Origin of the sequence: Neisseria zalophi (assembly GCF_008807015.1) — a bacterium.
GTDB lineage: Bacteria > Pseudomonadota > Gammaproteobacteria > Burkholderiales > Neisseriaceae > Neisseria > Neisseria zalophi.
On sequence record NZ_CP031700.1, the window covers coordinates 2,022,919 to 2,045,839 of the forward strand.

Below are 22,921 nucleotides of genomic sequence, written 5' to 3' on the forward strand. Positions count from 1 at the left end.
CTCCTTTACGAGGTAATATGGAAATGGTGGCGGATAACGTTTTTAAAGCGCTTCACCACTTGCAACGCATCTTTCAACAAATCACGCTCCAGAGTAGAAAGACTGTCGAAATCCAATTGATTGGGTGCCTCTCCCGTTTTCCCTCCATCTAACACAGCCAGATTGGCAGTGAGGCGTAAATCCATAATATAATTCAACGCTTCGGCCACATCTTTGCCTAATGATTCATCGATCACCTTTAAGCGCACCAAATGATGAATACGTTCGAACGTATTGGTTTCTTCAATACGCGCTTCCAAACTCAAGGCGCGGATACCGTGCACCACCGGAAACTGCCCCATCTTTTTAATATCCATTTTTTCAGATTGTCCGCGCTTGAGCAGTTGCGGGAAAAAGCCTTTGCTTTGGCTATCGAACTGATCAACCGCACGGGCAAACGACATCAACATGCCAACATCGTTAATCATCACTTTCTGCAAATGCGCTTTCACTTCGGCAAGCATGGATATATCGCCGGCAACCGCTTTGGCATCGATAAAAATCGCCAGATTCATCATGCTTTCCCCACTGGGCGAAACACACCAGCCGCTAACCATTTTTTTGAATTCCGGCAAGGTCTTGCGCCATTGCGGGTTATTCACCATAATTTTGCCGGGACAAGGCGGATAGCCCAGTTTTGTTAGCGTTTCGGAGAATTTCTCAGCCGTTTCAGTGGCCAAATCGATATCCACCCCCTCACCTAAAATCAGCGCATTGTCTTGGTCGGTTTTTAAAATCTGTTCGCCGCGCCCCTCCGACCCCATCACAATCAAGCACGAATTTTCATACAGATCGGTCGGTGCCAGAATCCGCCAAGCTTTTTCAAACAGGCTAGTGTTCAATACCTGCATCAACTGCGCCAACTGCGGAGCGCGCACACCGTTGCTGCGCAAGAGGCGGATAGAATCGGTCATCTGCCCGGCAATATCCACCAATTCATCAATGGTTTTCGCCCGCTCCAAACGTTGTGCCACCAAATGACTGTGATTGGAAAGATAGGCCAATACATCAATCTGCTCCAAAGTGCCGACCGGCGTGCCGTTTTCGGTAACGACCACACGCTGAATGCGATAGCTCATCATTTTCAGCAAGGCATTAAACACAAAATCATCAATATCGGCAGCAATCAAATCAAAGGCCGACCATTTATATACCGGCTCATCAGATGAAGCACCTGCGATCACCATGTCGCGAAAAGCCGATTCGGTAAACACGCCGACTTTATCTTCATGGCGTACCAAAGCGGATTTTGTTTTGCGCTCTTTCAACACTTCGGCAGCATGGAAAACCTTATCGGAGCCTTCCAGCCAAGTCGGGTTATTGCGGTAGGCATCGCGCACTTTCGCCGTAAACAGGCTTTCGAACTCACTTTCGTTTTTGGTATTCGACAAGCTGGCAAATTTATCGGCCACGCTCGCATAACAATAAGCACCGAAGCGCGGATTGGCATCGATAATTTCCAGCACCACCGCTTTCGGAATCGTATAAACCAAGGCTTCTTCTTCGACAATAAACTGATGATGGCTGATGCCCTCAATCAAACCGCGCGCTTCAAAAGTATCGTGCGTGCGGTAGAGCGACACCATTTCGCCATCGGCACCGATTTCTTTCACCAAGCCTTTCATCACCACATATAAAAACTCAATCGGTTCTTCCGGTTTGATAATGGTTTCGTCGTCGTGGAAAAAGGCGATATTGACAGACTTCTGCAACAAAATCCGCTCGGAATTGTTGAGATAATCAAAAGGGGCGTAGTTAAAATCGAACCGTTCCATAGTTTATTTCTTCCTTTGTTTTGTTGTTTTATTTTATTTATTGTCAAACAATTATGCCATGCTTTCAAGGAAGCAGGGAAATAGGCCGTCTGAAAACATTTAAACCACCTGCACAATATCGGCTCTTCTGCCGCCGCCAAACCTAAAAACAATACCCGCCCGAATCAGCTTCGGGCGGGCATCTCAAACCAATATCAAACCGGTTCAAACCAAATTTTGAAACTTATAAACCGACATCTTCAGGCAAAGACGGCACCAAGTGGCGGTCGCCATAAACATCATCGACACGGTTCACACTCGGCCAGAATTTGTTTTCACGCACATAAGGCAGCGGGAAAACGGCTTCTTCACGGGTGTACGGACGATCCCACTCGCCGGTGATATCGGCAGCCGTGTGCGGTGCGTTTACCAACGGGTTATTGTCTTTCGGCCAAACACCTTTCTCTACATTCAACACTTCCTGCTTGATTTGTTTCAATGCAGCGATAAAGCGGTCGAGTTCGGCTTTGCTTTCGCTTTCGGTCGGCTCGATCATTAAAGTGCCGGCCACGGGGAACGACACCGTCGGCGCGTGGAAACCATAGTCCATCAGGCGTTTGGCAATATCGGTTTCGGTGATGCCGCTTTCGGCTTTCAGCGGACGCAAATCAACAATACATTCATGTGCGACACGGCCGTTTTTGCCGGTATAGAGAATCGGATAATCTTCACTCAATGCTTTGGCCACATAGTTGGCATTCAGCAACGCCCATTGCGAAGTTTGCACCATGCCTTGTTTGCCCATCATGGTGATGTACATCCATGTAATCGGCAGAATACCGGCAGAGCCGTAAGGCGCGGCGGAAACGGCGCTCATGCCTTTGCCCGCACCTTCAACAGGTGATACGGTATGGTTCGGGGCAAACGGGGCAAGGTGGGCTTTCAAGCCAATCGGACCCATACCCGGACCGCCGCCGCCATGCGGGATACAGAACGTTTTATGCAGGTTCATGTGCAACACGTCTGCGCCGACTTCGGCCGGCTGCATAATACCGATTTGGGCGTTCATATTGGCGCCGTCCATATACACTTGGCCGCCATGCTCATGAATAATGTTACAAATATCGCGAATACCCTCTTCATACACGCCGTGGGTAGAAGGATAAGTAATCATCAATGCGCCCAAATGCTCGCTATGTTCGGCGGCTTTGGCTTTTAAGTCTTCGATATTGACATTACCGTGTTCATCGGTATCGACCGTTACCACTTTCATGCCCATCATGGTGGCGGTGGCCGGATTGGTGCCGTGTGCGGAACGCGGAATCAGGCAGACATTGCGCTCGGATTGGCCGTTTGCTTCGTGATAGCGGCGGATAGACAGCAGGCCGGTATATTCGCCTTGTGCGCCTGAGTTCGGCTGCATCGAAATGGCATCGAAACCGGTAATCGCTTTTAGTTGGGTTTGCAAATCATCCAACATCTGCATATAGCCGCCCACTTGGTCGCGCGGGGCAAACGGGTGGATATGGCTGAATTCCGGCCAAGTAATCGGCAGCATTTCGCTGGTGGCATTGAGTTTCATGGTGCAGCTGCCCAATGAAATCATGCTGCGGTTCATCGCCAAATCGCGCTCTTCCAGTTTTTTCAGGTAGCGCAACATTTCGTGTTCGGTGTGATAACGGTTAAAGACCGGATGCTGCAAAATCGCATCGGTACGCAACAGGCCGTCTGAAAGTTTGCCGCCTGCCTGTTCGGGCAGGGCTTGTGCTTTGCCGGTGAAGATTTCGGTTAAATCGGCAAAATCTTGTGCGGAAGATTCTTCATGGAATGCCGCTGCTAAAACGTTGTCGCTAATACGGCGCAAGTTGTAGCCCGCATTTAAAGCGGCCTGATAAACCGCATCGGCTTTGGCTTTATCACCGCAATCAACGGCAACGGTATCGAAGAAAACGGCATGCGCCACTTTCAGGCCGTCTGAACCGTTTACCGCATCGGCAAACGCCGACGCCAGCGCATGAATACGGTTGGCAATGCGTTTCACGCCTTCGGGGCCGTGATAAACCGCATACATACCGGCCAGATTAGCCAACAATGCCTGCGCGGTACAAATATTCGACGTGGCTTTTTCGCGGCGGATATGTTGTTCGCGCGTAGACAATGCCATACGCAATGCCGGTTTGCCCGCAGCATCTTTAGACACGCCGATAATCCGGCCGGGCGACGAACGTTTGAATTCGTCTTTAAACGCAAAATAAGCCGCATGCGGGCCGCCGAAGCCCATCGGCACACCGAAACGCTGGGTATTGCCCAAAGCAATATCCGCGCCCAAAGCCGCCGGCGATTTCAACAACACCAAGCTCATAATATCGGCCGCAACCGCCACTACCGCACCTTGTGCTTTCAGACGGCCTATAACATCTTCCAAAGCCACCACATCGCCGTCTTTACCGACATATTGCAACAGCGCACCGAAGAAGTCGCCCTCATCGGCCGTCTGAAAATCGCCTACCACCAATTCAAAGCCGAAATATCCGGCGCGGGTTTTCATTACGTCTAAGGTTTGCGGATATACCCGTTCGTCTACAAAAAAGCGGTTGGATTTCGATTTGCTCACGCGCTTGGCCATCGACATCGCTTCCGCCGCTGCGGTGGCTTCGTCGAGCAGCGACGCACCGGCCACTTCAAAGCCGGTTAAATCGATACACACCTGTTGGAAATTCAACAAAGCCTGCAAACGCCCTTGTGCAATCTCGGCCTGATAAGGCGTATAAGCCGTATACCAACCCGGATTTTCCAATACATTGCGCAAAATCACATTCGGCAAACGGGTCGGATAATAGCCCAAGCCGATATAGCTTTTATTCACCTTGTTTTTCACCGCCATGCCCTTCAGCTTGGCCAAAGCATCGGCTTCGGTTAACGCTTGCGGCAGATTCAGTTCGGACGGCATACGGATACTTTGCGGCACGGTATGATCGATAAAACCGGCCATATCTTTTTCGCCCAAAGCGCCCAAAAGCGCCGCCTCGTCTTTAAAGCTGATATGACGGGCGGCAAATTCATTTTGATTGAACAAATCGTTGAAGTTCATTTTTTTCCTTAGTAAATTAAGACCTGCAAAGATAGAGATTTTAATAAAAAACTTTATTTATTGAGCTTATATAGCACCATACATATTAAGAAACAACATAATTAATAACAATGGGAAACACTTTGACCATTTTATTATTCTTCTCCAGATTGTTGTTGTGTGGTCGCATTATTCTGTTCCGGCAGAATAAGAAGTTCCTTCCAACTCAATGTAGCATGATTCTTTTTTAACTGTTTACATTCTTTTAGTTTATTCTGAAAATTCAAGAATGGAACTTCGACAATTAAAATTAATATAGCTAAGAAAAAGAAGAATATTACAGTATTAATAATATCCTCCATATCCACTTTCAATGCCATACAAAAAATTAGACCCACATATATAGCAAAACCAAGCCAACTAAAAATTCTTTTCCACCAAAGATAATTTACAAAAGCTTTAAATTTCTTATTGGTAGAATCCCATTCTATCACTCCATTTTTTTTCAAGTAGCCAATCTTTCGTATATCTGCTAACTTAATGGCTTCTACCTCTAAAAGCATTTCTATTTCTTCGAAACTAATTGTTCTAAAATAAGATACTGTTTCACAAGCCGCATCCTTTATCAAGCTAGGAAATTGTTTTAATTCAGCCAATCCTTCTCCTGAAAAATATTTTTGCATCCGTTCAAAATCTTGCATAGTTGTTTTATCGGACATTTCTTTTTTAAATTTATAAAATGAAAAAAAATACCCTACTATTAAACTAACTACAGGTAAAAATTGCTTTACTAAACTAGCAATATCCATACTTTCAGCAACTTGAGTCATATACTTTCCTTTTTTACATCACATTAAAAATTAATAATATCCAACATTTCCATCACCACACCCTTTTCCGACACCGACACATACCCGCCCTTGCCATCATGCCAATCGGGCAGCACATAACGCTTAATGGTGCGGCCGTTAACAATATGCTCATGAACAGCGGGGCGGTGGGTATGGCCGTGAATAATCGCCTGCGCCTGCGGATAATGATTTAAGGCCGTCTGAACGCCTTGTTCGGTAACATCGGAAATTGAGCTTTGCCCCACACGGCTTTTTTTCTGTTTGCTGGTAGCGCGGATACGGGCGGCAATTTTTCGGCGGTAGTTTTGCGGCAGTGCCAACAGCAATTTTTGCAGCCACTTTTGGCGGATAATCCGGCGGAAACGTTGATAAGAAATATCGTCGGTACACATTTCATCGCCGTGGCTAATCAGATAATGGGTTCCGTAGAGCGTAACCACTTGGCTTTCGGGCAACAGCGTCATACCGGCTTGTTCGGCGTATTGTTTGCCCAATAAAAAATCACGGTTGCCGCAGATAAAATAAACGGGGGCTTCGCGGCTAAAGGCTTTTAGGGCGGCGGCGGCTTCGCGGGCAATGTCGCTCAAAACATCATCGCCAAACCAGACTTCAAAAAAATCCCCCAAGATATACAGCGCGTCCACCCTGCCCTGCCAACGCTGCACCGCATTTAAAAATAAACGGTTCAGGTCGGGGGTGTCGTCGGAAAGGTGTAAATCGGCAATAAAAACGGTTTCGCGCATGGGCTTTATCTGTATGGGGGTTTTCAGACGGCATCATAACGGATTTTGCTTAATGGGCAAGTGCTTTTGTGACGGATTCGGATAAAACGCGCCGCACCAAACAAACAAGCCGCCCGAATGATTCAGACGGCCTGTTGTAGACTTTGTTCACAACAAGTCTTTCAGCATGGCTTCATAAATAGCAGACAGCTTGGGAATATCCTCTAAAGCTACGTTTTCGTTCACTTGGTGGATGCTGGCATTTGAGGGGCCCAGTTCAATTAATTCGCTGGCAATGGCTTTGATGAAACGGCCGTCTGAAGTGCCGCCGCTGGTGGATAACTCGGCTTCCACACCGCACACCTGCGCAATTGCTTGGCGCGCCACTTCGGTGAGTCGGCCGGCTTCGGTGAGAAACGGCTGCCCCGAAAGCAACCAGTCCAAATCGTAGCTAATGCCATGGTTATCGAGAATATCGTGAACATGCTGTTTCAGGCCGATGTCGGTGGAAGCGGTGGAAAAGCGGAAATTGAATTTCACGTTTAAGGTGCCGGGAATCACATTGGTGGCGCCGGTGCCGCCGTTGATATTGGAAACTTGAAAACCGGTCGGCGGGAAATATTGGTTGCCTTTATCCCACTCGGTTGCCACCATTTCCGCTAAGGCAGGCGCGAAAGTATGAACGGGGTTTAAGGCCAGATGCGGATAGGCAATATGCCCCTGTTTGCCTTTAATGGTGAGATTGCCCGATAGGGAACCGCGGCGGCCGTTTTTAATGGTGTCGCCCAAGGTTTCGACGGCGGTCGGCTCGCCGACAATACAATAATCAATCTGCTCGCCGCGCGCTTTTAAGGCATCGACCACTTTGGTGGTGCCGTCGTGCGCGTCGCCCTCTTCATCAGACGTAATCAATAATGCGATACTGCCCTGATAATTGGGATTTTCAGCCACAAAACGCTCGCAGGCGGTGACAAAACAGGCAATGCTGGTTTTCATATCCGCCGCCCCGCGACCATATAAACGGCCGTCGCGCTCGGTAGGCTCGAACGGCGGCGAATCCCATTTTTCAAGCGGCCCGGTCGGCACCACATCGGTATGGCCGGCAAAGCAAAATAACGGCGCACTATCACCGCGCCGCAGCCAAATATTTTTCGTGTCGCCGAAATTCATTTCTTCGGCAATAAAACCGATTTTACCCAAACGTTCGGCCAAAAGCTGTTGGCAACCTTTATCATCGGGGGTAACAGACGGGCGGGCAATGAGTTGTTTGGCAAGGTTTAATGATTCGGTTTCGTTCATAATGTTTCCTATCGGTTTCAGACGGCCTGTAGGGGCGGATTATATATCCGCCCGTTGTTTGCGACGCATAAACGATTAAATTATAACAATATGGCCGGATTCAAACAGTAGTATTTTTATAAACATTATCGGAAAATACCCATGCGGGCGGATATATAATCCGCCCCTACCAAATAGCACCCCTTGCCATTACCGTATCCAAAATATAATAGCGAACCACACATGCGGTTAATCAAAAGCCCGACCAATACATGCGTACCGACGCGGCATATACCCTAAGTGCCATATTATCAAAGGCCGTCTGAAACCCTTTCAGACGGCCTTGCATGTGAATTTTCAGGGTAAGCAACGAATACCTACCCTACTGCTTACTGCGTTCTATTCATTATCAAATTGTGGCCATTGGAAATCAGTTGTTTGATGCTCACCTGCTAGGAGTTTATCCATATCTTTTTCGATACTCTCAAAAAAACTTCTAAGACTACCAGCACAGATCACAGCTAAGAGGAAGGAATGACTGGCAGATTTAATATCTTCTTTGGCCATTGTATCTTGGTAGTCCCTCATATTCTCAAAAAAATCATGAAGACGTTCTTCCAGTTTTTCATTCCAGTCATCCGCATAGTAGCAAATCCATCGTGAATCAAAAGGAACTTCATCATTGAATTTGTTGATTGCCTCTTCGTCGCCAAGCTCAAATCCTTGTTTAAGGCCCAGTTCTCTAAGTGCGTCTCTTACTGCATTAAAATCGTTTAACTCCATCATCTTATCCTGTTTAATATTAAATTTTCTACCTCACCCCGAAATAGCCAAAAAGTGCCTAATCATAGGGCGGCACAATCTTTATGATTATATTCTAAAAGCCGTCTGAAAAGCTTTCAGACGGCCTTGCATTTAAATTTTTAGGGTAAGCAACAAATGCCCCTACGGCTTACGGCGTTCTATTCATCATCAAATTGTGGCCATTGGAAATCATTTGTTTTATCCTCACCTTTTAGGAGTTTAATCATATCTTTTTCAATACTACTAAAGAAACTTCTGAGACTACCCATAAGGCTCATTGCTGAAAAGAAGGAACTACTGGCAAATTTAATATCTTTTTTGGCCATTGCATCTTGGTAGTCCCTCATACTCTCAAAAAAATAATAAAGGCGTTCTTCCAGCTCTTCATTCCAGTCATCCGCATAGTAGCAAAACCATTGTGAATCAAAAGGAACTTCATCATTGAATTTTGCGATTGCCTTTTCGTCGCCAAGGTCAATTCCTTGCTTGCGACCTAATTCTCTAAGTGCGTCTCTTACTGAATTTAAATCGTTTAATTCCATCATCTTATCCTGTTTAATATTAAATTTTCTACCTCGCCCCAAAATAGCCGATAAGCACCTAATAATATGACGGGCACAATGTATCATCTTTATGATTATATTTTAAAAGCCGTCTGAAAAGCTTTCAGACGGCCTGAAACAATATGTAGGGGCGGGGATTATATATCTGCCTGTTGTTTAATGCCCACGCGGGCGGATATATAATCCGCGCCCACAAAATAGTTTACTCATAATAAGTAAACTTCGCCCGTTTTACATTACACAATAATTCATAAGCAATGGTTCCGGCGGCTTTGGCGGTTTCGTTCACATTCACAATATCGCCCCACAATTCGACTTCATTACCGATACCCTCATGAGAGGGATCAAGTTCTATCGTCATCATATCCATAGAAACACGCCCGATAACGCGGGTGCGGTGTGTGCCAATGGCGACGGGGGCTCCGGTGGTAGCATTGCGCGGATAACCGTCGGCATAGCCGCAGGCCAAAAGGCCGACGCGGGTGGATTTTTGAGTGTAGAAAATGGCACCGTAGCCTACCGGTGAATGCGGTTGCAAAACGCGTTCACCGAATACGCGCGTGCTCAAACGCATCACCGGTTTTAAGTCGGGATGGGTACCGCCGAAAGGATTGACGCCATACAACGCAATCCCCACCCTGCCCCAATCACGGCGGGCTTCGGGGCAGTTCATCAGAGCGGCGGAATTGCATAAGCTTTCTTCGCCTTCCAATCCGGCGCAGGCGGCATCGAAAGCCTCTATCTGCATATCGGTCATGCCGCTTTCGGGGTCATCGGCACTGGCAAAATGGCTGAATTTCACAATATCGGCAACCAAGCCGCTTTGTTTCAATGCGGTATAAGCGGCGGCATAATCATGCGGGAAAAAGCCGGTACGGTGCATACCCGAATCCATTTTCAACCACACTTTTACAGGCTTCTGCCACGGATGTCGCACCAAAGCTTCAAGCTGCCACTGGCTGCACACGGCCGGCCATAAACCATATTGTTCGACTGTGGCATATTCTTTGGCATCGAAAACGCCTTCCAATAATACAATCGGGTGATCGATACCGTTTTCACGCAACTCGACCGCCTCGGCCAAACAGGCAACCGCAAAACCGTCGGCACTATCGGCCAAGGCATGGGCGCAACGTACCGCCCCATGTCCGTAAGCATTGGCTTTTACGACGGCCAATAGTTTGCCGCCATGGATATTTTTCAGGGCTTGGTAATTATGGCGCAGATTGTCGAGCCTGATTTGGGCATTCAGCGGGCGCATCAATAAAATCCTTTTTACATTTTGAGGCCGTCTGAAAAATGCTTAAAGTAGGTTTTCAGACGGCCTGTTCACAATCAATACAATCTATTTCAATCTATCCGGCATCTGTTTGGATACCGTTTTATTTAGGGTGGCAGACTGCTCTACCTGATAAGGCCGTCTGAAAACTTTCAGACGGCATGCTTGTTTTTTATATGACTATGCGCTGTATCGCGCCAAGCCCAAATCATCGCTACGGACTTCGGTTGGAACATCGCACACAATATCGGCGGCGATTTTGGCAGAACCGAGCGACATCGTCCAGCCGAGTGTGCCGTGGCCGGTATTGAGGAATAAATTATCAAAACGGGTTTTGCCGACAATCGGTGTGCTGTCCGGCGTCATCGGGCGCAGGCCGCTCCAAAACAATGCACGGCTCAAATTGCCGCCGTTCGGATAAAGGTCGTTCACCACCATTTCCAAGGTTTCGCGGTGTTCGGGTTTAAGCGTGATCTGATAGCCCGATAATTCGGCCATACCGCCGACGCGGATTCTTTGGTCGAAACGGGTAATCGCCACTTTATAGGTTTCATCGATAATAGTGGAAACCGGTGAGGCGGCTTCATCGACAATCGGAACGGTGAGCGAATAACCTTTCACCGGATAAATCGGCACATCCAAGCCCAATTCGGCTAAGGCAGGGCGGCTGAAACTGCCGAGCGCGCAAACAAAACGGTCGGCTTCGAAACGCTGCCCGCTGGCATAAACGGCATGAACGTGGCCGTTGGTATGTTCGATGCGTTCGATGGTGTGGTTAAATTGAAAATCTGCCCCTCTTTCCACGCATAAGGCAGCCAATTTTTGGGTAAACAAATGGCAATCGCCTGTGCCGTCGTTCGGCAGATGCAGGGCACCGGCGATTTTAGGCAGCGCGCCTTTTAAGGCCGGTTCGTATTGCAGGCATTCTTCCGCTTTCAGCCGCTGATACGGTACGCCGTAAGCAGCCAATACTTCGATATCTTTTTCGGCGGCGCCTACTTCGTGCGGTTGGCGGAAAATCTGCAAAGTGCCTTTTTGCCTTCCTTCGAAATTCAACCCGGTTTGGTCTTCAAAACGGCGGAACATTTCGCGGCTGTATTCCGAAATCCGCACCATGCGCTCTTTATTGAGGTTATAGCGGTCGTGATTACAGTTGGCCAGCATCTGTTTGAGCCATTGCAATTGAAACAAGCTGCCGTCAGGTCTGAAAATCAGCGGCGAATGTTTTTTCAACAACCACTTGGCGGCTTTTTTCGGAATCCCCGGTGCCGCCCACGGTGTGGTATAGCCATAAGAAAGCTGCCCGGCATTACCAAAGCTGGTTTCTTCCGCTGCCGCACCGGCACGGTCGATAATCGTAACTTCATGCCCTGCTTCTAAAAGATACCAAGCGGTGCACACGCCGGCAACGCCGGCACCCAAAACAATAACCCGCACGGCTTCTCCTTTTTTGTAATGTTATGTAGTAAAGTGAAGATAGATAGTCTAAACAATTTTCATCAGCGTTTTTCACTTTATTTTAGCAGTAAAAAAGGCTATTATTCTTTAATAATAAAAAATAACAGTGAAAATTTTAAGATGAAAGAATTAGATAAAACCGATCTCAAAATTTTAAAATTATTGCAACAAAATGCCCGAATGCCGATGACCGAACTGGCGGAAAAAGTCGGCCTTTCCACCACTCCCGTTACCGAACGTGTACGCCGTTTGGAACGGGAAAATATGATTACCGGCTACCATGCGCGTTTAAACCCGCATGCACTTGGGCAGGGGCTGCTGGTGTTTGTGGAAATCAAACTGCGCTCGAAATCGGGCAATATTTTCGAAGACTTCCGCCGCGAAGTATCGATGATTCCGCAAATTCTCGAATGCCATCTGGTATCGGGCGAATATGACTATTTGATTAAAGTGCGCCTACCTGATATGTCGGCCTACCGCGATATGCTCGGCAATATCCTGCTGCATCTGCCTGCCGCAGCCGAAAGCCGCAGTTATGTGGTGATGGAAGAAGTAAAAGAAGACATTATGCTGAATCTGGACGGATAACAGGCCGTCTGAAAGCTTTCAGACGGCCTATAACAACCCAAACATACCGCTGTTTTACTTGAATATCCAATCATTCCGTATATAAAATGAACATAAAATGATTTACCCGATTCAGGTAAAATCACCCCATAAGGTTTGCATGGCCGCGATGGCCGCCAATGAAGCGGTTTCGGTGCGTAATACGCGCGGCCCCAACGTAACGGATTGGAACCCCGCTGCAAACGCCTGCTCTTCCTCCTGCGGTGTCCAGCCGCCTTCAGGGCCGATCATCAATACAATGCCTTGCGGCGACGGCACCACATCTTTCAAACAGCGGGCACGGTTCAGACTCATTAATAAGCGGGTATTTTCCGGTGGCAATGCGGCCAAAGCAGCATGATAATCCGCCACCGGCAACACTTTAGGCACCACATTGCGGCCGCTTTGTTCGCAGGCGGCAATAACAATATCCTGCCAGCGGGCGGCACGTTTTTCGGCACGCTCGCCGCTTAAACGCACCACGCAACGCTCGCTTAATATAGGGCGGATTTCGGTAACACCTAACTCCACGCTTTTTTGCAGGGTGAAATCCATACGGTCGCCGCCGGATATTGCCTGAACCAAGGTGATGCTGAGTGCGGATTCGTTGTCGGCTGTTTGTTCGGACAAAACTTCCGCCGAAGCACGGCGTTTTTCCAACGCCAGCAAACGGGCGGGATAAGCGCGACCGTTGCCGTTGAATAAAACGATGTCTTCGTTCGGCCGTATACGCAGCACATGCAGATGACGGACAACATTATCGGGCAAATCAATGATTTGCCCCTGATGAAGGGCTTCGGAAAGATAAAAACGCGGCATACAGGTTGGTATCGTTTACAGAAAAAAGTTAATATTGTCGTTTTCAAATCAAAATAGCAAGTATTGTTCATATCTAAGGATAAACTGTGTTAGATAAACTGCATTCATTGGTACGCCAAATAGCCATGGCCGAAGTGATGCCGCGTTTTCTCAATGCCAGCATCAGCCGTAAAGCCGACGGTTCGCTGTTGACTGAAGCAGACCTTGCAGCACAGGCAGCCTTTGCGGCGACACTGCCCGAACTTATCGACTGCCCGATGCTCGGCGAAGAAATGACCGCACAGCGCCAACAGGAATTATGGCAGCACAGCCAAAACGGTTTGTGGGTGGTCGATCCTATCGACGGTACCAATAATTTTATCAACGGCCTGCCGCATTTTGCCCTTTCATGCGCCTTTATCCAAAACGGCCGCGCCCAATTAGGCGTGGTGTATAACCCCGTCAGCGACGAATGTTTTTATGCCAAGCACGGCAAAGGTGCTTATCTAAACGGCCGCCCGTTGCCCTTGCGCAGTGTTGAGAAAAATTTACACGAAGCGATTGCCGGCGTAGAAATCAAATACCTGCGTTCCGGAAAATTATCCAGCCGTATGAATACCCTCGCCCCATTCGGCAGCCTGCGCAGTATGGGCAGCAGTACTTTAGACTGGTGTTATCTAGCCGCTGGAAGATATGACATTTATGTACACGGCGGCCAAAAATTATGGGACTATGCAGCAGGCGCGCTGATTTTTGAAGAAGCCGGCGGGCATTTGGCCACTTTGGAAGGCGATGAATTCTGGAGCGGCATGCACGTTTTCAAACGCTCCGTGATTGCCGGTACACAACCGGCACTGTTTGAAAAATGGCTGAAATGGATTCGTGAAAACCAATAATCATTTATGACATTTGCAAACATACAACATTGAACGTAAAAAATGAAAATAATTGCACAGATTAACGCTATTTAAAGCTAACTCGGTTAAAATGCAAAGCACTGGCAGCGGTTGCTTTTCCTCCCTTAAAGCAACCGGTACAGTAAGACGTTTTCCCGCAATGTATTGACCATTCATACTTCTCCCTTGGTATGAATGGTTTTTTTTATCTTTAGAAAATCCATTTTGAATAGCAAAAAATATTCACTCATTGAATATTACCTGCATACTTTAAAATACAATGGCATTTACGAAAACCAACCGGTTAATAACAAAATTATGATTATTTCATAGTATTAATACCAATAAATAAAAGGCCGTCTGAAATTTTTTTCAGACGGCCTTTATTCATTATACATAGAAAGCTTAGTCAAAACGTATACTGTATTTTACCTCGCCACCCCATGACACACTGCTGACTCTGGCAACAGCTTGCAGCGCCCGTGTTAACTGATAAATCAGTTTAACTGCTTGGGTACTGGTGTTCAGGCCGTATTCATAGCCGAAATACAAATCATTAGTCAACTGTTTGCCGACCGTTAATACCTGTTCGGCAGGGTTCATCTCACCGGTTTGTGCATTGCGGCTGCGCTTGCTAGTGAACCCAATTTCGTCCACCAAACCAAGTCTGTCGTTCACACTACCGGCCAAGAATGCACCTGCTGCTGCCGAAAGTGCTGCATTATCACCGTCACTGCCGCTGCTGGCACGATTCAGAATCAACCAAGATAATTTGTCTTTTTCACTCATGGCTTCATTGGCCACCAATGAAACGCGCGGGTTACCAAGGTTACCCAATACTTCTACACCGGCACCTACCGGCGATTGGCGGCGTTCGGCACGAATATTCAAGTTCGGCTGATCCAACGGGCCGACAAACGAAATACTGCCTTTAGTAATATCCAAATCTTGACCATAGGCTTTATAACCACCTTTCACCACCGTGACCGTACCAATACCTTGTATGGATTCGCCCGGCTTGGAAACCAATTGTAGTTTGCCGCCAAGTGTCACATCCAAACCCACACCGCTGAAACGCACACTGTTGTTCAAATCTACAGTCAGGTTCATATTAATGGCCAACGGCGTCGATACCGGTTTCTCCACCTCACCCAATACCACCACGTCTTCATCCAAAGTTGGCATGGATGATTTCTGCAAGCCGAAACGCCCCGAATCTGCTTTAAGTGCTCCGGTTAGCGTAATCCCCTGCGCCTGGCTATAAAGCATTTTGGCATTACCGCTGATGGTTAAACGGCGGTTAACTTTATCCAAAGCATGATATTTATCCAAGACAATATCCACATCCACATCGGGTGCGGCATTGCTCATATTAACCGTACCTTTCAGTTCGACCGATCCGCCGCGGTGGAAGCGCAATTGGTCTATCACCCAAGTCTGCCCCTGCAAACGCGAACGCAATACACCGTTATCCAATATCAAACCCAAATCTTGATTACGGTAATATAAATTATCGCCGTTTAACGTACCGTTCAACTGCGGATCACCAACGCGTCCGCCGATAGTCGCCACACCCAGCAGATTACCGCGCAACGATTGGCCAATCGGCATAAAATAGCGGAAACGTTCCAAATCAGGCGCACTGATACGGACTTGACCGCTCATGGGTGCCAAGCTGATATCGTTACCAAACTGCTGGTTAATCACCAGATTACCATCAATATTGCCATAACCGGTCACACCGTTAAGCGTTGTATCGATACGGCCATTTTGAAAACGGGTATTCAGCGACAATGCTCCCAATCCAAGCATTTGTTTGCGGTACGGCAATTCAATATCACCACTTTGGCGGCGAATATTCAAATAACCGCGTGCATTGTTGCTATAAGACAAATCCCAATCAGCCGATAAAACCAAATTATGCTGCACCGGCGGCTCATAGAAATTATGTAGCTGTGCCATCGCAAGGTTACTGGCACTGCCTTTGGTGGTAATACCGCTGCGGCTGTCCCAAACAAAGTTTTCCATATTCAGGCTGCCGCCCATCGCCGCCCAACGTGCCGCACTCATTACTACCCGTTCGCTTCCTGCTTCAAGACGCATACGGTTTTGTAGGGTCAGATTAAATGCACCGCTGATATCAAGTGTACTGAGCGTACCCTTCCATTGCTGCTTCTCATCCAAACCGCCTTCGGCATTGATATTGAGCTGATAGGGCTTACCGGCTAACGACATATTGCCTCTGCCGCGGATACGGTGGTTGCGCCCTGTTCCGTTTACGGCCAAATCAACCGTATCGATAACCGTTGGGGCCCCTTCGCCTGCTATGGCGATATTATTACCCCTCAATTCGATATTTAACGGACGGGTGTAATCGGGCGAGCCTTGTAAATTGAAATCCAAATCGTTAACACGAATACTGTTGCCCACACGCAGATTGCGTGCCTGCCCGTTTAAATTAGCTTCGGGTGTTTTCATATCACCGGCAATAAAACCTCTGGCCGTCACCAATCCGTTCAGACCGAAGCCGAACCGTGCCAAATCGGGCGCATTAATATCCACATTCAGACGGTCGCCCTGCTTACCGAAGCTGCCGTTGGTTTTAATGCTGTTATTGCCAAGCAAAATATCGGTCAGCGCGCGTGATAAGTGGGCTTTTTCATAAACCACATCAGCACTGCCCCTGAGCGGCACGCCGGAAAGTGTACTGGGGCCAAAAGCCATTTTGCCGCTGTATTTCTGATTAGCCAGCTCACCGGCAAAGTTAATAGTGCCGTTGACACTACCGGCCGGAAATTGGGGATTCAATCTGTTTGGGTTAAAGTCGTTACTGGTGACTACCAGTTGCAAAATCTGATCTTTAAATAATTCCAATGAACCTTCGGCTTGGATAACACCGCCGTTTTCAGGACGAATACGGGCATTCTTAAACAATAAGGTTTGCTGCCCGTTTTGCTTATCGGTTTGCATTTGAACCAGGCCGTCTGAAACGGCATTGCCGGTATTCAACATCCAGCCTGTTTCCAGGTTTTGGAAATTACCGCCAACGGTAATGGTGCCGTTCAAACTGCCTTCTAATGATTGTTCAACCACATCGGCGGCGGTAATATTTTTTAAAGCAAGCCCCAAAGCCAGCTTCTGCCCTGCCGTATCAATATCACCGGCAAGAGCAACCACGCCTTTTTGCAAGAGTTGTGCTGCGGCATTGTCTATATTGACCAACCCGTTTTGATCAACAAAAAAAGCACTTTTCAATTCGCGCACGGGAATCCCGCCTGCGTCTGCCGCAGCCGCACCCGGGTTTAGTAAATCAATCGAACCCTGCAAAGCCAATCCTTCTTCGAAAGAGGGCTTAACGGCGGCCTCAAATTGCAACAATGCTTTGGGCAAAGAAGGCAGGAACGCTTTCGGGTTGATATTAAAACCTACTACCTGAACCAGTTCGACTTTGTCATTTAACTTTTCGGCAAACGGATGTAAAACTGAATCAACGTGAAGACGGACATTATCGCCATCAATACGGATATCGGTTTGAACATCTTGCAAACTGCCCCAAAAACGGTTGGCTGCTACAATCGGCTCGTTATCCAGCATACCGTCGCCATTAATAATGGCATTCAGTGAAAAGGGGCTTTTCGTACCTAAAGTGGCACTACCCGACAAAGTTGTCCAAGGTGTTTGCAAGGCAGTCAATTTGAGATTATGCAATTGGTGGTTATAAACATAAGACGCACCGATTTTTTCTAAATAAACGGTTTGCTTATCCACACTCGAGCCGACACTGATTTTACCGGTCTCCAAACGATCAACCATCACTTCCAACGGCAGGCTCACGCTTTGGGGGAAACCCGAAGCAGGCTGCTCTTCACGCGGCGGAGTCGGTTTGGTCACCACTTGAATATCACCGGCCAAAATATGCTCGATATGCAGTTTCTTCTGCATCAGTTCGTTCGGCTGCCAATCAAAGTCAAAACGGCTAATATCGACATCGGCACCTTCGGTTTCAATACGCCAGTCGTCGCCTTTGAAGCCATCCCACAATGTGCCCTGTAAGGTTTTGGATTGGATACTGACACCGAACCAAGAAGGAATCTTATATAAACCGAACCGCAAGCCGGATTCGGTTGTCGCCAACCACACCAACGCGGCAGCTACTGCTACAAAAAAAACAAACAACGTCGCCGCCAGCCCGGCAAATACTTTAAATTTGCGGCTTTTTTTGCCCTTCTTTTTCTCAGGCGGTTCCGAACCGGCAGTCTGCTCTACAGCCTGAACAGTTTGTTCAGATGGTGTGGATTCGGCCGTATCGTGATGTTCTGTCATATTTTATTAACCTGTTTACATCCTATAAAACAGCACTTGTGCTGTCTGCTATCTATATTGAGGGAATCGAGGCCGTCTGAAAGCCATTGCTCAGGCTTTCAGACGGCCGAATCAGCGGTATACATCAGAACCGTGTACCCAAGCTGATATGCCATCTTAGTTTTTTATCGTGATGGCCGTAGGCAATATCAAAAGAGAAAGGTGCAACGGGGCTAAACCAACGCACCCCAAGGCCTGTACCGTGCTTTAATGTCATCTTCTTAAAATTGGGGGCTACGTCACCCACATCATGAAATACTGCGGCAGAAAAACTTTTTGTAATCGGATATTGGTATTCGAAACTGGCCACCGCCAAAGCACGTTCAGGCAATACCGAACCGTTAGGCCCGTCTAAACCAATACTGTCAAGGTCATAACCCCGGATAGATGTGGCACCACCCGTACGGAACTGCAATACTGAAGGTACTGATTCATCTTCACTGGCACGGACATAACCCACCTGCCCCCGTGCAATAAACGTACCGATTTTTTTGTTTTCAGGTGTGAAGTAATAACCTGCATTGGCTTTGGCATGTACCACAGAAGTGGATGACAATAACGACCCTAAAGTGGCACCGATTTTACCGTCGAGGTAATACCCGTTTTCAGGCCGTAATGTTGTTTCTATTTCTTGTCGCCGCCAAGACGCTGTCAGCATAGTTGCATGGCTACGACCGAAATCAAGGTTTGTATCAGGAACACGACGGCCTTCGGTAATGTATTCCACACCAAGTCGCGACTCGATATTATTACGATCACGAACATACCAAACACCGGTTGTTAAAGTATTCCTTTCCAACTTTTGTGTGGTAGAACGGGTGTAGGCAACGTTAGAAGTCCAATAATGGCCATTACTTTTTCTTGGCTGGCTGATACCGGCCGCTAAAGTCGTTTCATATTTATCAATATCTGCCACTACCGAACCGATATAACCACGATTAAATAAATTATAATAATCGTAATTGATACGTCCGCCCGGGCCGTATTCTGAATCATAGCGGATACCGGCTTCAAATTTATGCCGTTTAACTTCGGAAACAACTACCTTCACAGGAACACGGTCGTCACTTAAATTATCAAAATCTGCCTGCACCGAAGCTCCGGAATAATGACCGTCTTGCTCCAACGCCTGCTGATAATCCAAAATCTGATCTAAATCGTAAGGTGAGCCGGGTTGGAATTTTGCCATTCCCCGCACAACACTTTCAGGATAACGTTTAATCCCATCTACCTGAATATCACCGAAGTAAATCGGTCTATCACTTTCCACCACCACATTCAAATCAGCAGTATTGTTTTCCGGATTAATGGTTGCCTGAGTTTGTGATAATTTGGCCAAAGGATATTTTTTACGTGTGACAGCAGTCAGCACAGAAGCTTTACTTTGGCTCCATCCGCTTTGGTCAAAATAATCGTCTACCGGCAATGCCCAGTTTTCTAAAGCATTTTTATAATAAAGTGCCAAGTCGCCATCTTGCAGCACATCGCCGACAATTGCCACGCCCACATTCTCTACCTTGGTGCGCGGACCCGGTGTCACATTAACGATATATCCGTTACCGGAAGGCTCCACCGTAACCTTACCGTTAAAATAGCCTTTTGTTTTCAACATAGTCAGAACATTATCCGGAGCCTCCTCCGCTAAAAAGCCGACCTGTTCTTTATCCAGCTCTTCTTCTTTCTGCTGAGTAATCAACGGTAGATATTCCTCCAGCATCTCCCTTACTTCCTTGTCAGCTACACGAATTTCAACCGGATATTTGATAGGTAAATTACCTTCTTTTGATTTGTTATCCGCTTTATCCGTTTCCGTCTGCTTAATCGGGACATAATCTTCGGGTACCGCAACAAATGCCCAGGCCTGCATACAGGCCAGAGAAAGAGTAGAAAATAAAAACAGGGAGGCAGTACGCTTTTTCATCATGTTCAAACCAAAAATCAAGTCTGCTTGTTGGAGGAAAGGCGATTTTAGCACTATTTTTACCATTTTCAGCAGTTTGCATACCAAGCATCGGTAACCAATACCGTTATCTTAGGAAAAAAGCGTTAAAACATAAAGGCCGTCTGAAATCATTGGCCAATAGTATGAGTAAAATAAAACCAAGCCATTATATTATTTATCTGTCTATTTAATTAGCGTTTTGAATACCTGAATTTTCTCTAATCGCTCTACCGCAAACTGATTTATTCATAAACAAGCCAAATTAAAATTACAAAAAATTATCGTTTTCTTAAAATTTTTACCAAAAAATAAGAATTAAATTCTAAATAATTACCTTATTTAAAATTTAAATGCTGTATTTTCTGAAGTACATTACGGGAAAGGCGTTTTATTTTAAAATGTTATCCTTTCTTAACCTTATCTAAAGGAGCCTTCATGGCAAGCGGAAACCCTGTTATTGATGCCGTTAATCGTGTCAGTTTGGTAAAACAAATCATTGTCGGCCTGATCTTAGGCGTTATTTTGGCTTGGCTTTCGCCCTCTGCGGGGCTTGCAGCAGGGCTGCTCGGTAGTTTGTTTGTCGGCGCATTGAAAGCCGTCGCACCTATCTTAATTTTTGTCTTAGTGATCAGTGCGATTGCCCGTCACCAAAAAGGCAGCGAAGCTTATATCAAACCGATTGTCGTACTTTATGCCATCGGCACGTTTTCTGCTGCATTTGTTGCGGTATTGGCCGGCTTTATTTTTCCTACCGAAATGATCTTGGTTAATGCGGATGCGGTCACCACCACACCCCCTTCAGGCATTACCGAAGTGATGAAAACATTATTGATGAATCTGGTAGCCAACCCGATTAACGCTATTGCCAATGCCAACTATATCGGTATTTTAGCTTGGGCATTATTATTGGGCTTCGCACTCAGACACGCATCCGAAACCACCCGCACCATGATTGCCGACTTATCCGATGCGGTATCTTCTATTGTGAAATGGGTTATCCGCTTTGCGCCGCTGGGTATTTTCGGTTTGGTAGCAGCTACTATTGCCGAAACCGGCTTTAGCGCCCTATCCAGCTATGCTCATTTGTTGGTAGTGTTACTGGGCTGTATGCTGTTTATCGCCCTAGTGGTCAACCCCATATTGGTTTGGTGGAAAATCCGCCGCAATCCTTATCCGCTGGTGTTGACTTGCCTGCGTGAAAGCGGTATCACCGCATTTTTCACCCGTTCATCTGCGGCCAATATTCCGGTGAATATGGCATTGGCGAAAAAACTCGGCCTGCATGAAGACACTTATTCCATCTCAATTCCTCTGGGCGCTACCATTAATATGGCCGGAGCCGCGATTACGATTACTGTATTGGCTATGGCCGCGGCCTACACCCAAAATATTCAAGTAGACTTTGCTACCGCCCTATTGCTAAGCTTAGTGGCTACCGTGAGTGCCGCCGGAGCATCAGGTGTAGCAGGCGGTTCATTGCTACTGATTCCGTTGGCTTGCAGCTTATTCGGCATTTCCAATGATATTGCCATGCAGGTTGTTGCCGTCGGCTTTATTATCGGTGTGGTACAAGATTCGGCAGAAACCGCACTAAACTCTTCTACTGATGTATTGTTTACTGCCGCAGCCGATTTAGGCCGCCAACGTAAAGAAAATATGTAAAATAAACAGGCCGTCTGAAACTTTCAGACGGCCTGTTGTCTTACTATGCGATTACCTGTTTGTTATATTATTCAATCATTGATAATAAGGATACCGAACGTGCGCCCATTGATATTTATTCTTGCCCTATCCTGCCTGCCTGCCGCCGTATCCGCAGCAGATCAGGAAGAAAAAAGACTGATTAACCTAGTTGAACCGTTTGAGCTCGGCAAGCCGGAACAGCGTATCCGGAAAATCGTCTATCAGGTTGCCGAGCAAAGCAACACACAAGACAATGTCCGTATATACCGACAAACCGACAAATTCTCTGGTTTAGGCTGGTTTTCTTCTGCCCCCGGTATACTCAAGCGTAAAAACTCGGCTTCCACCGACCGCCCCGATACACAAAGCCTGATTCTACTCAACCATTGGGATTTACAATGGAAAATGAATGAAGCAGGATTTGCCATCCGAGATATTCAAATTGTACCGCCACCTCCCCAATGGTCGTTACACGGAACCACTTTTGAGAGCGCCGCTACTCTGGCAGACGATAATGGTATGTTAAATGTGCAAGAAAAATGTACGCTTTCGGCCGCAGAAAATGCCCAGGCCATCCATACCAAACTAAAAGGGAATGCCCAGCGTGCCAACTGCACATTGACGATGAATAATCCTGCCGGAACGGTTAGCTTTACCCAGAATTTCGAAGGTTATTACCTCAACGATTATCAAATGTTTATCCCCCGTATTTTGGTGCAAACCAACCATCAAACCAATAAAACCGACAGATTGGATTATCAAATCGAATCCATCCGCTAACTATATCCCTAATAACTTAAAAGCCCTTGATTGAAC

16 protein-coding genes are annotated in these 22,921 nt (G+C 47.0%); 4 read left to right on the top strand and 12 right to left on the bottom strand.

Annotated features, from left to right (window positions below):
* Positions 1-5: 5 nt before the first annotated feature.
* The 9 genes from D0T92_RS09370 to D0T92_RS09410 form a co-directional block, all read right to left on the bottom strand.
* Positions 6-1,814, bottom strand: a complete 1,809-nt coding sequence (locus D0T92_RS09370) for a DUF294 nucleotidyltransferase-like domain-containing protein (RefSeq protein ID WP_151052267.1) — start codon at positions 1,812-1,814, stop codon at positions 6-8.
* 223 nt (positions 1,815-2,037) lie between these two features.
* Complete coding sequence (gene gcvP / locus D0T92_RS09375) at positions 2,038-4,884, bottom strand: aminomethyl-transferring glycine dehydrogenase (protein ID WP_151052269.1); 2,847 nt, start codon at positions 4,882-4,884, stop codon at positions 2,038-2,040.
* 134 nt (positions 4,885-5,018) lie between these two features.
* A complete protein-coding gene (locus D0T92_RS09380) occupies positions 5,019-5,693 on the bottom strand; it encodes a hypothetical protein (RefSeq protein ID WP_151052271.1) in 675 nt (224 codons plus the stop codon).
* Between the two features lie 23 nt (positions 5,694-5,716).
* Positions 5,717-6,457, bottom strand: coding sequence for a UDP-2,3-diacylglucosamine diphosphatase (locus D0T92_RS09385; protein ID WP_151052273.1), 741 nt, complete (start codon positions 6,455-6,457; stop codon positions 5,717-5,719).
* 147 nt (positions 6,458-6,604) lie between these two features.
* Complete coding sequence (gene dapE / locus D0T92_RS09390) at positions 6,605-7,735, bottom strand: succinyl-diaminopimelate desuccinylase (protein ID WP_151052275.1); 1,131 nt, start codon at positions 7,733-7,735, stop codon at positions 6,605-6,607.
* Positions 7,736-8,113: 378 nt separating this feature from the next.
* Entirely contained in the window at positions 8,114-8,500 is a 387-nt protein-coding gene (locus tag D0T92_RS09395) for a DUF6853 family protein (RefSeq protein ID WP_151052277.1), read from the bottom strand.
* Between the two features lie 176 nt (positions 8,501-8,676).
* Positions 8,677-9,063: a DUF6853 family protein gene (locus tag D0T92_RS09400; protein ID WP_151052279.1), complete on the bottom strand. Its 387-nt coding sequence runs from the start codon at positions 9,061-9,063 to the stop codon at positions 8,677-8,679.
* Positions 9,064-9,283: 220 nt separating this feature from the next.
* On the bottom strand, positions 9,284-10,342 hold the full coding sequence (gene alr / locus D0T92_RS09405) for an alanine racemase (RefSeq protein WP_151052281.1): 1,059 nt from the start codon (positions 10,340-10,342) through the stop codon (positions 9,284-9,286).
* Positions 10,343-10,540: 198 nt separating this feature from the next.
* Positions 10,541-11,797, bottom strand: coding sequence for a D-amino acid dehydrogenase (locus tag D0T92_RS09410; RefSeq protein ID WP_151052283.1), 1,257 nt, complete (start codon positions 11,795-11,797; stop codon positions 10,541-10,543).
* Between the two features lie 141 nt (positions 11,798-11,938).
* Here D0T92_RS09410 and D0T92_RS09415 point away from each other — a divergent pair, with 141 nt between their 5' ends.
* A complete protein-coding gene (locus D0T92_RS09415; protein ID WP_151052285.1) occupies positions 11,939-12,406 on the top strand; it encodes an Lrp/AsnC ligand binding domain-containing protein in 468 nt (155 codons plus the stop codon).
* 111 nt (positions 12,407-12,517) lie between these two features.
* Here the strand turns inward: D0T92_RS09415 and D0T92_RS09420 are convergent, their stop codons facing one another.
* The gene (locus D0T92_RS09420) at positions 12,518-13,243 is read right to left on the bottom strand and encodes a 16S rRNA (uracil(1498)-N(3))-methyltransferase (RefSeq protein ID WP_151052287.1); all 726 of its coding nucleotides are present in this window, start codon (positions 13,241-13,243) and stop codon (positions 12,518-12,520) included.
* Positions 13,244-13,329: 86 nt separating this feature from the next.
* Between D0T92_RS09420 and D0T92_RS09425 the strand changes: the two genes are divergently transcribed.
* Positions 13,330-14,118, top strand: coding sequence for an inositol monophosphatase family protein (locus D0T92_RS09425; RefSeq protein ID WP_151052289.1), 789 nt, complete (start codon positions 13,330-13,332; stop codon positions 14,116-14,118).
* 405 nt (positions 14,119-14,523) lie between these two features.
* Here the strand turns inward: D0T92_RS09425 and D0T92_RS09430 are convergent, their stop codons facing one another.
* Both D0T92_RS09430 and D0T92_RS09435 read right to left on the bottom strand, forming a co-directional pair.
* On the bottom strand, positions 14,524-18,441 hold the full coding sequence (locus tag D0T92_RS09430; RefSeq protein ID WP_151052291.1) for a translocation/assembly module TamB domain-containing protein: 3,918 nt from the start codon (positions 18,439-18,441) through the stop codon (positions 14,524-14,526).
* 124 nt (positions 18,442-18,565) lie between these two features.
* The gene (locus D0T92_RS09435) at positions 18,566-20,347 is read right to left on the bottom strand and encodes an autotransporter assembly complex protein TamA (protein ID WP_404821676.1); all 1,782 of its coding nucleotides are present in this window, start codon (positions 20,345-20,347) and stop codon (positions 18,566-18,568) included.
* Between the two features lie 510 nt (positions 20,348-20,857).
* On the opposite strand from D0T92_RS09435, the gene sstT reads away from it, so the two are divergent.
* Both sstT and D0T92_RS09445 read left to right on the top strand, forming a co-directional pair.
* Positions 20,858-22,084 (top strand): serine/threonine transporter SstT, encoded by a 1,227-nt coding sequence (gene sstT / locus D0T92_RS09440; protein ID WP_151052293.1) that lies wholly within the window; start codon positions 20,858-20,860, stop codon positions 22,082-22,084.
* A 99-nt stretch (positions 22,085-22,183) separates the two neighbouring features.
* Entirely contained in the window at positions 22,184-22,885 is a 702-nt protein-coding gene (locus tag D0T92_RS09445) for a hypothetical protein (protein ID WP_151052295.1), read from the top strand.
* Positions 22,886-22,921 lie beyond the last annotated feature (36 nt).

Excerpts from the sequence above, each read along its gene's own strand:
- D0T92_RS09370 (WP_151052267.1), bottom strand. The coding sequence starts at position 1,814 with ATGGAACGGTTCGATTTTAACTACGCCCCTTTTGATTATCTCAACAAT.
- gcvP (WP_151052269.1), bottom strand. The coding sequence starts at position 4,884 with ATGAACTTCAACGATTTGTTCAATCAAAATGAATTTGCCGCCCGTCAT.
- D0T92_RS09380 (WP_151052271.1), bottom strand. The coding sequence starts at position 5,693 with ATGACTCAAGTTGCTGAAAGTATGGATATTGCTAGTTTAGTAAAGCAA.
- D0T92_RS09385 (WP_151052273.1), bottom strand. The coding sequence starts at position 6,457 with ATGCGCGAAACCGTTTTTATTGCCGATTTACACCTTTCCGACGACACC.
- dapE (WP_151052275.1), bottom strand. The coding sequence starts at position 7,735 with ATGAACGAAACCGAATCATTAAACCTTGCCAAACAACTCATTGCCCGC.
- D0T92_RS09395 (WP_151052277.1), bottom strand. The coding sequence starts at position 8,500 with ATGATGGAGTTAAACGATTTTAATGCAGTAAGAGACGCACTTAGAGAA.
- D0T92_RS09400 (WP_151052279.1), bottom strand. The coding sequence starts at position 9,063 with ATGATGGAATTAAACGATTTAAATTCAGTAAGAGACGCACTTAGAGAA.
- alr (WP_151052281.1), bottom strand. The coding sequence starts at position 10,342 with ATGCGCCCGCTGAATGCCCAAATCAGGCTCGACAATCTGCGCCATAAT.
- D0T92_RS09415 (WP_151052285.1), top strand. The coding sequence starts at position 11,939 with ATGAAAGAATTAGATAAAACCGATCTCAAAATTTTAAAATTATTGCAA.
- D0T92_RS09420 (WP_151052287.1), bottom strand. The coding sequence starts at position 13,243 with ATGCCGCGTTTTTATCTTTCCGAAGCCCTTCATCAGGGGCAAATCATT.
- D0T92_RS09430 (WP_151052291.1), bottom strand. The coding sequence starts at position 18,441 with ATGACAGAACATCACGATACGGCCGAATCCACACCATCTGAACAAACT.
- D0T92_RS09435 (WP_404821676.1), bottom strand. The coding sequence starts at position 20,347 with ATGCAGGCCTGGGCATTTGTTGCGGTACCCGAAGATTATGTCCCGATT.
- sstT (WP_151052293.1), top strand. The coding sequence starts at position 20,858 with ATGGCAAGCGGAAACCCTGTTATTGATGCCGTTAATCGTGTCAGTTTG.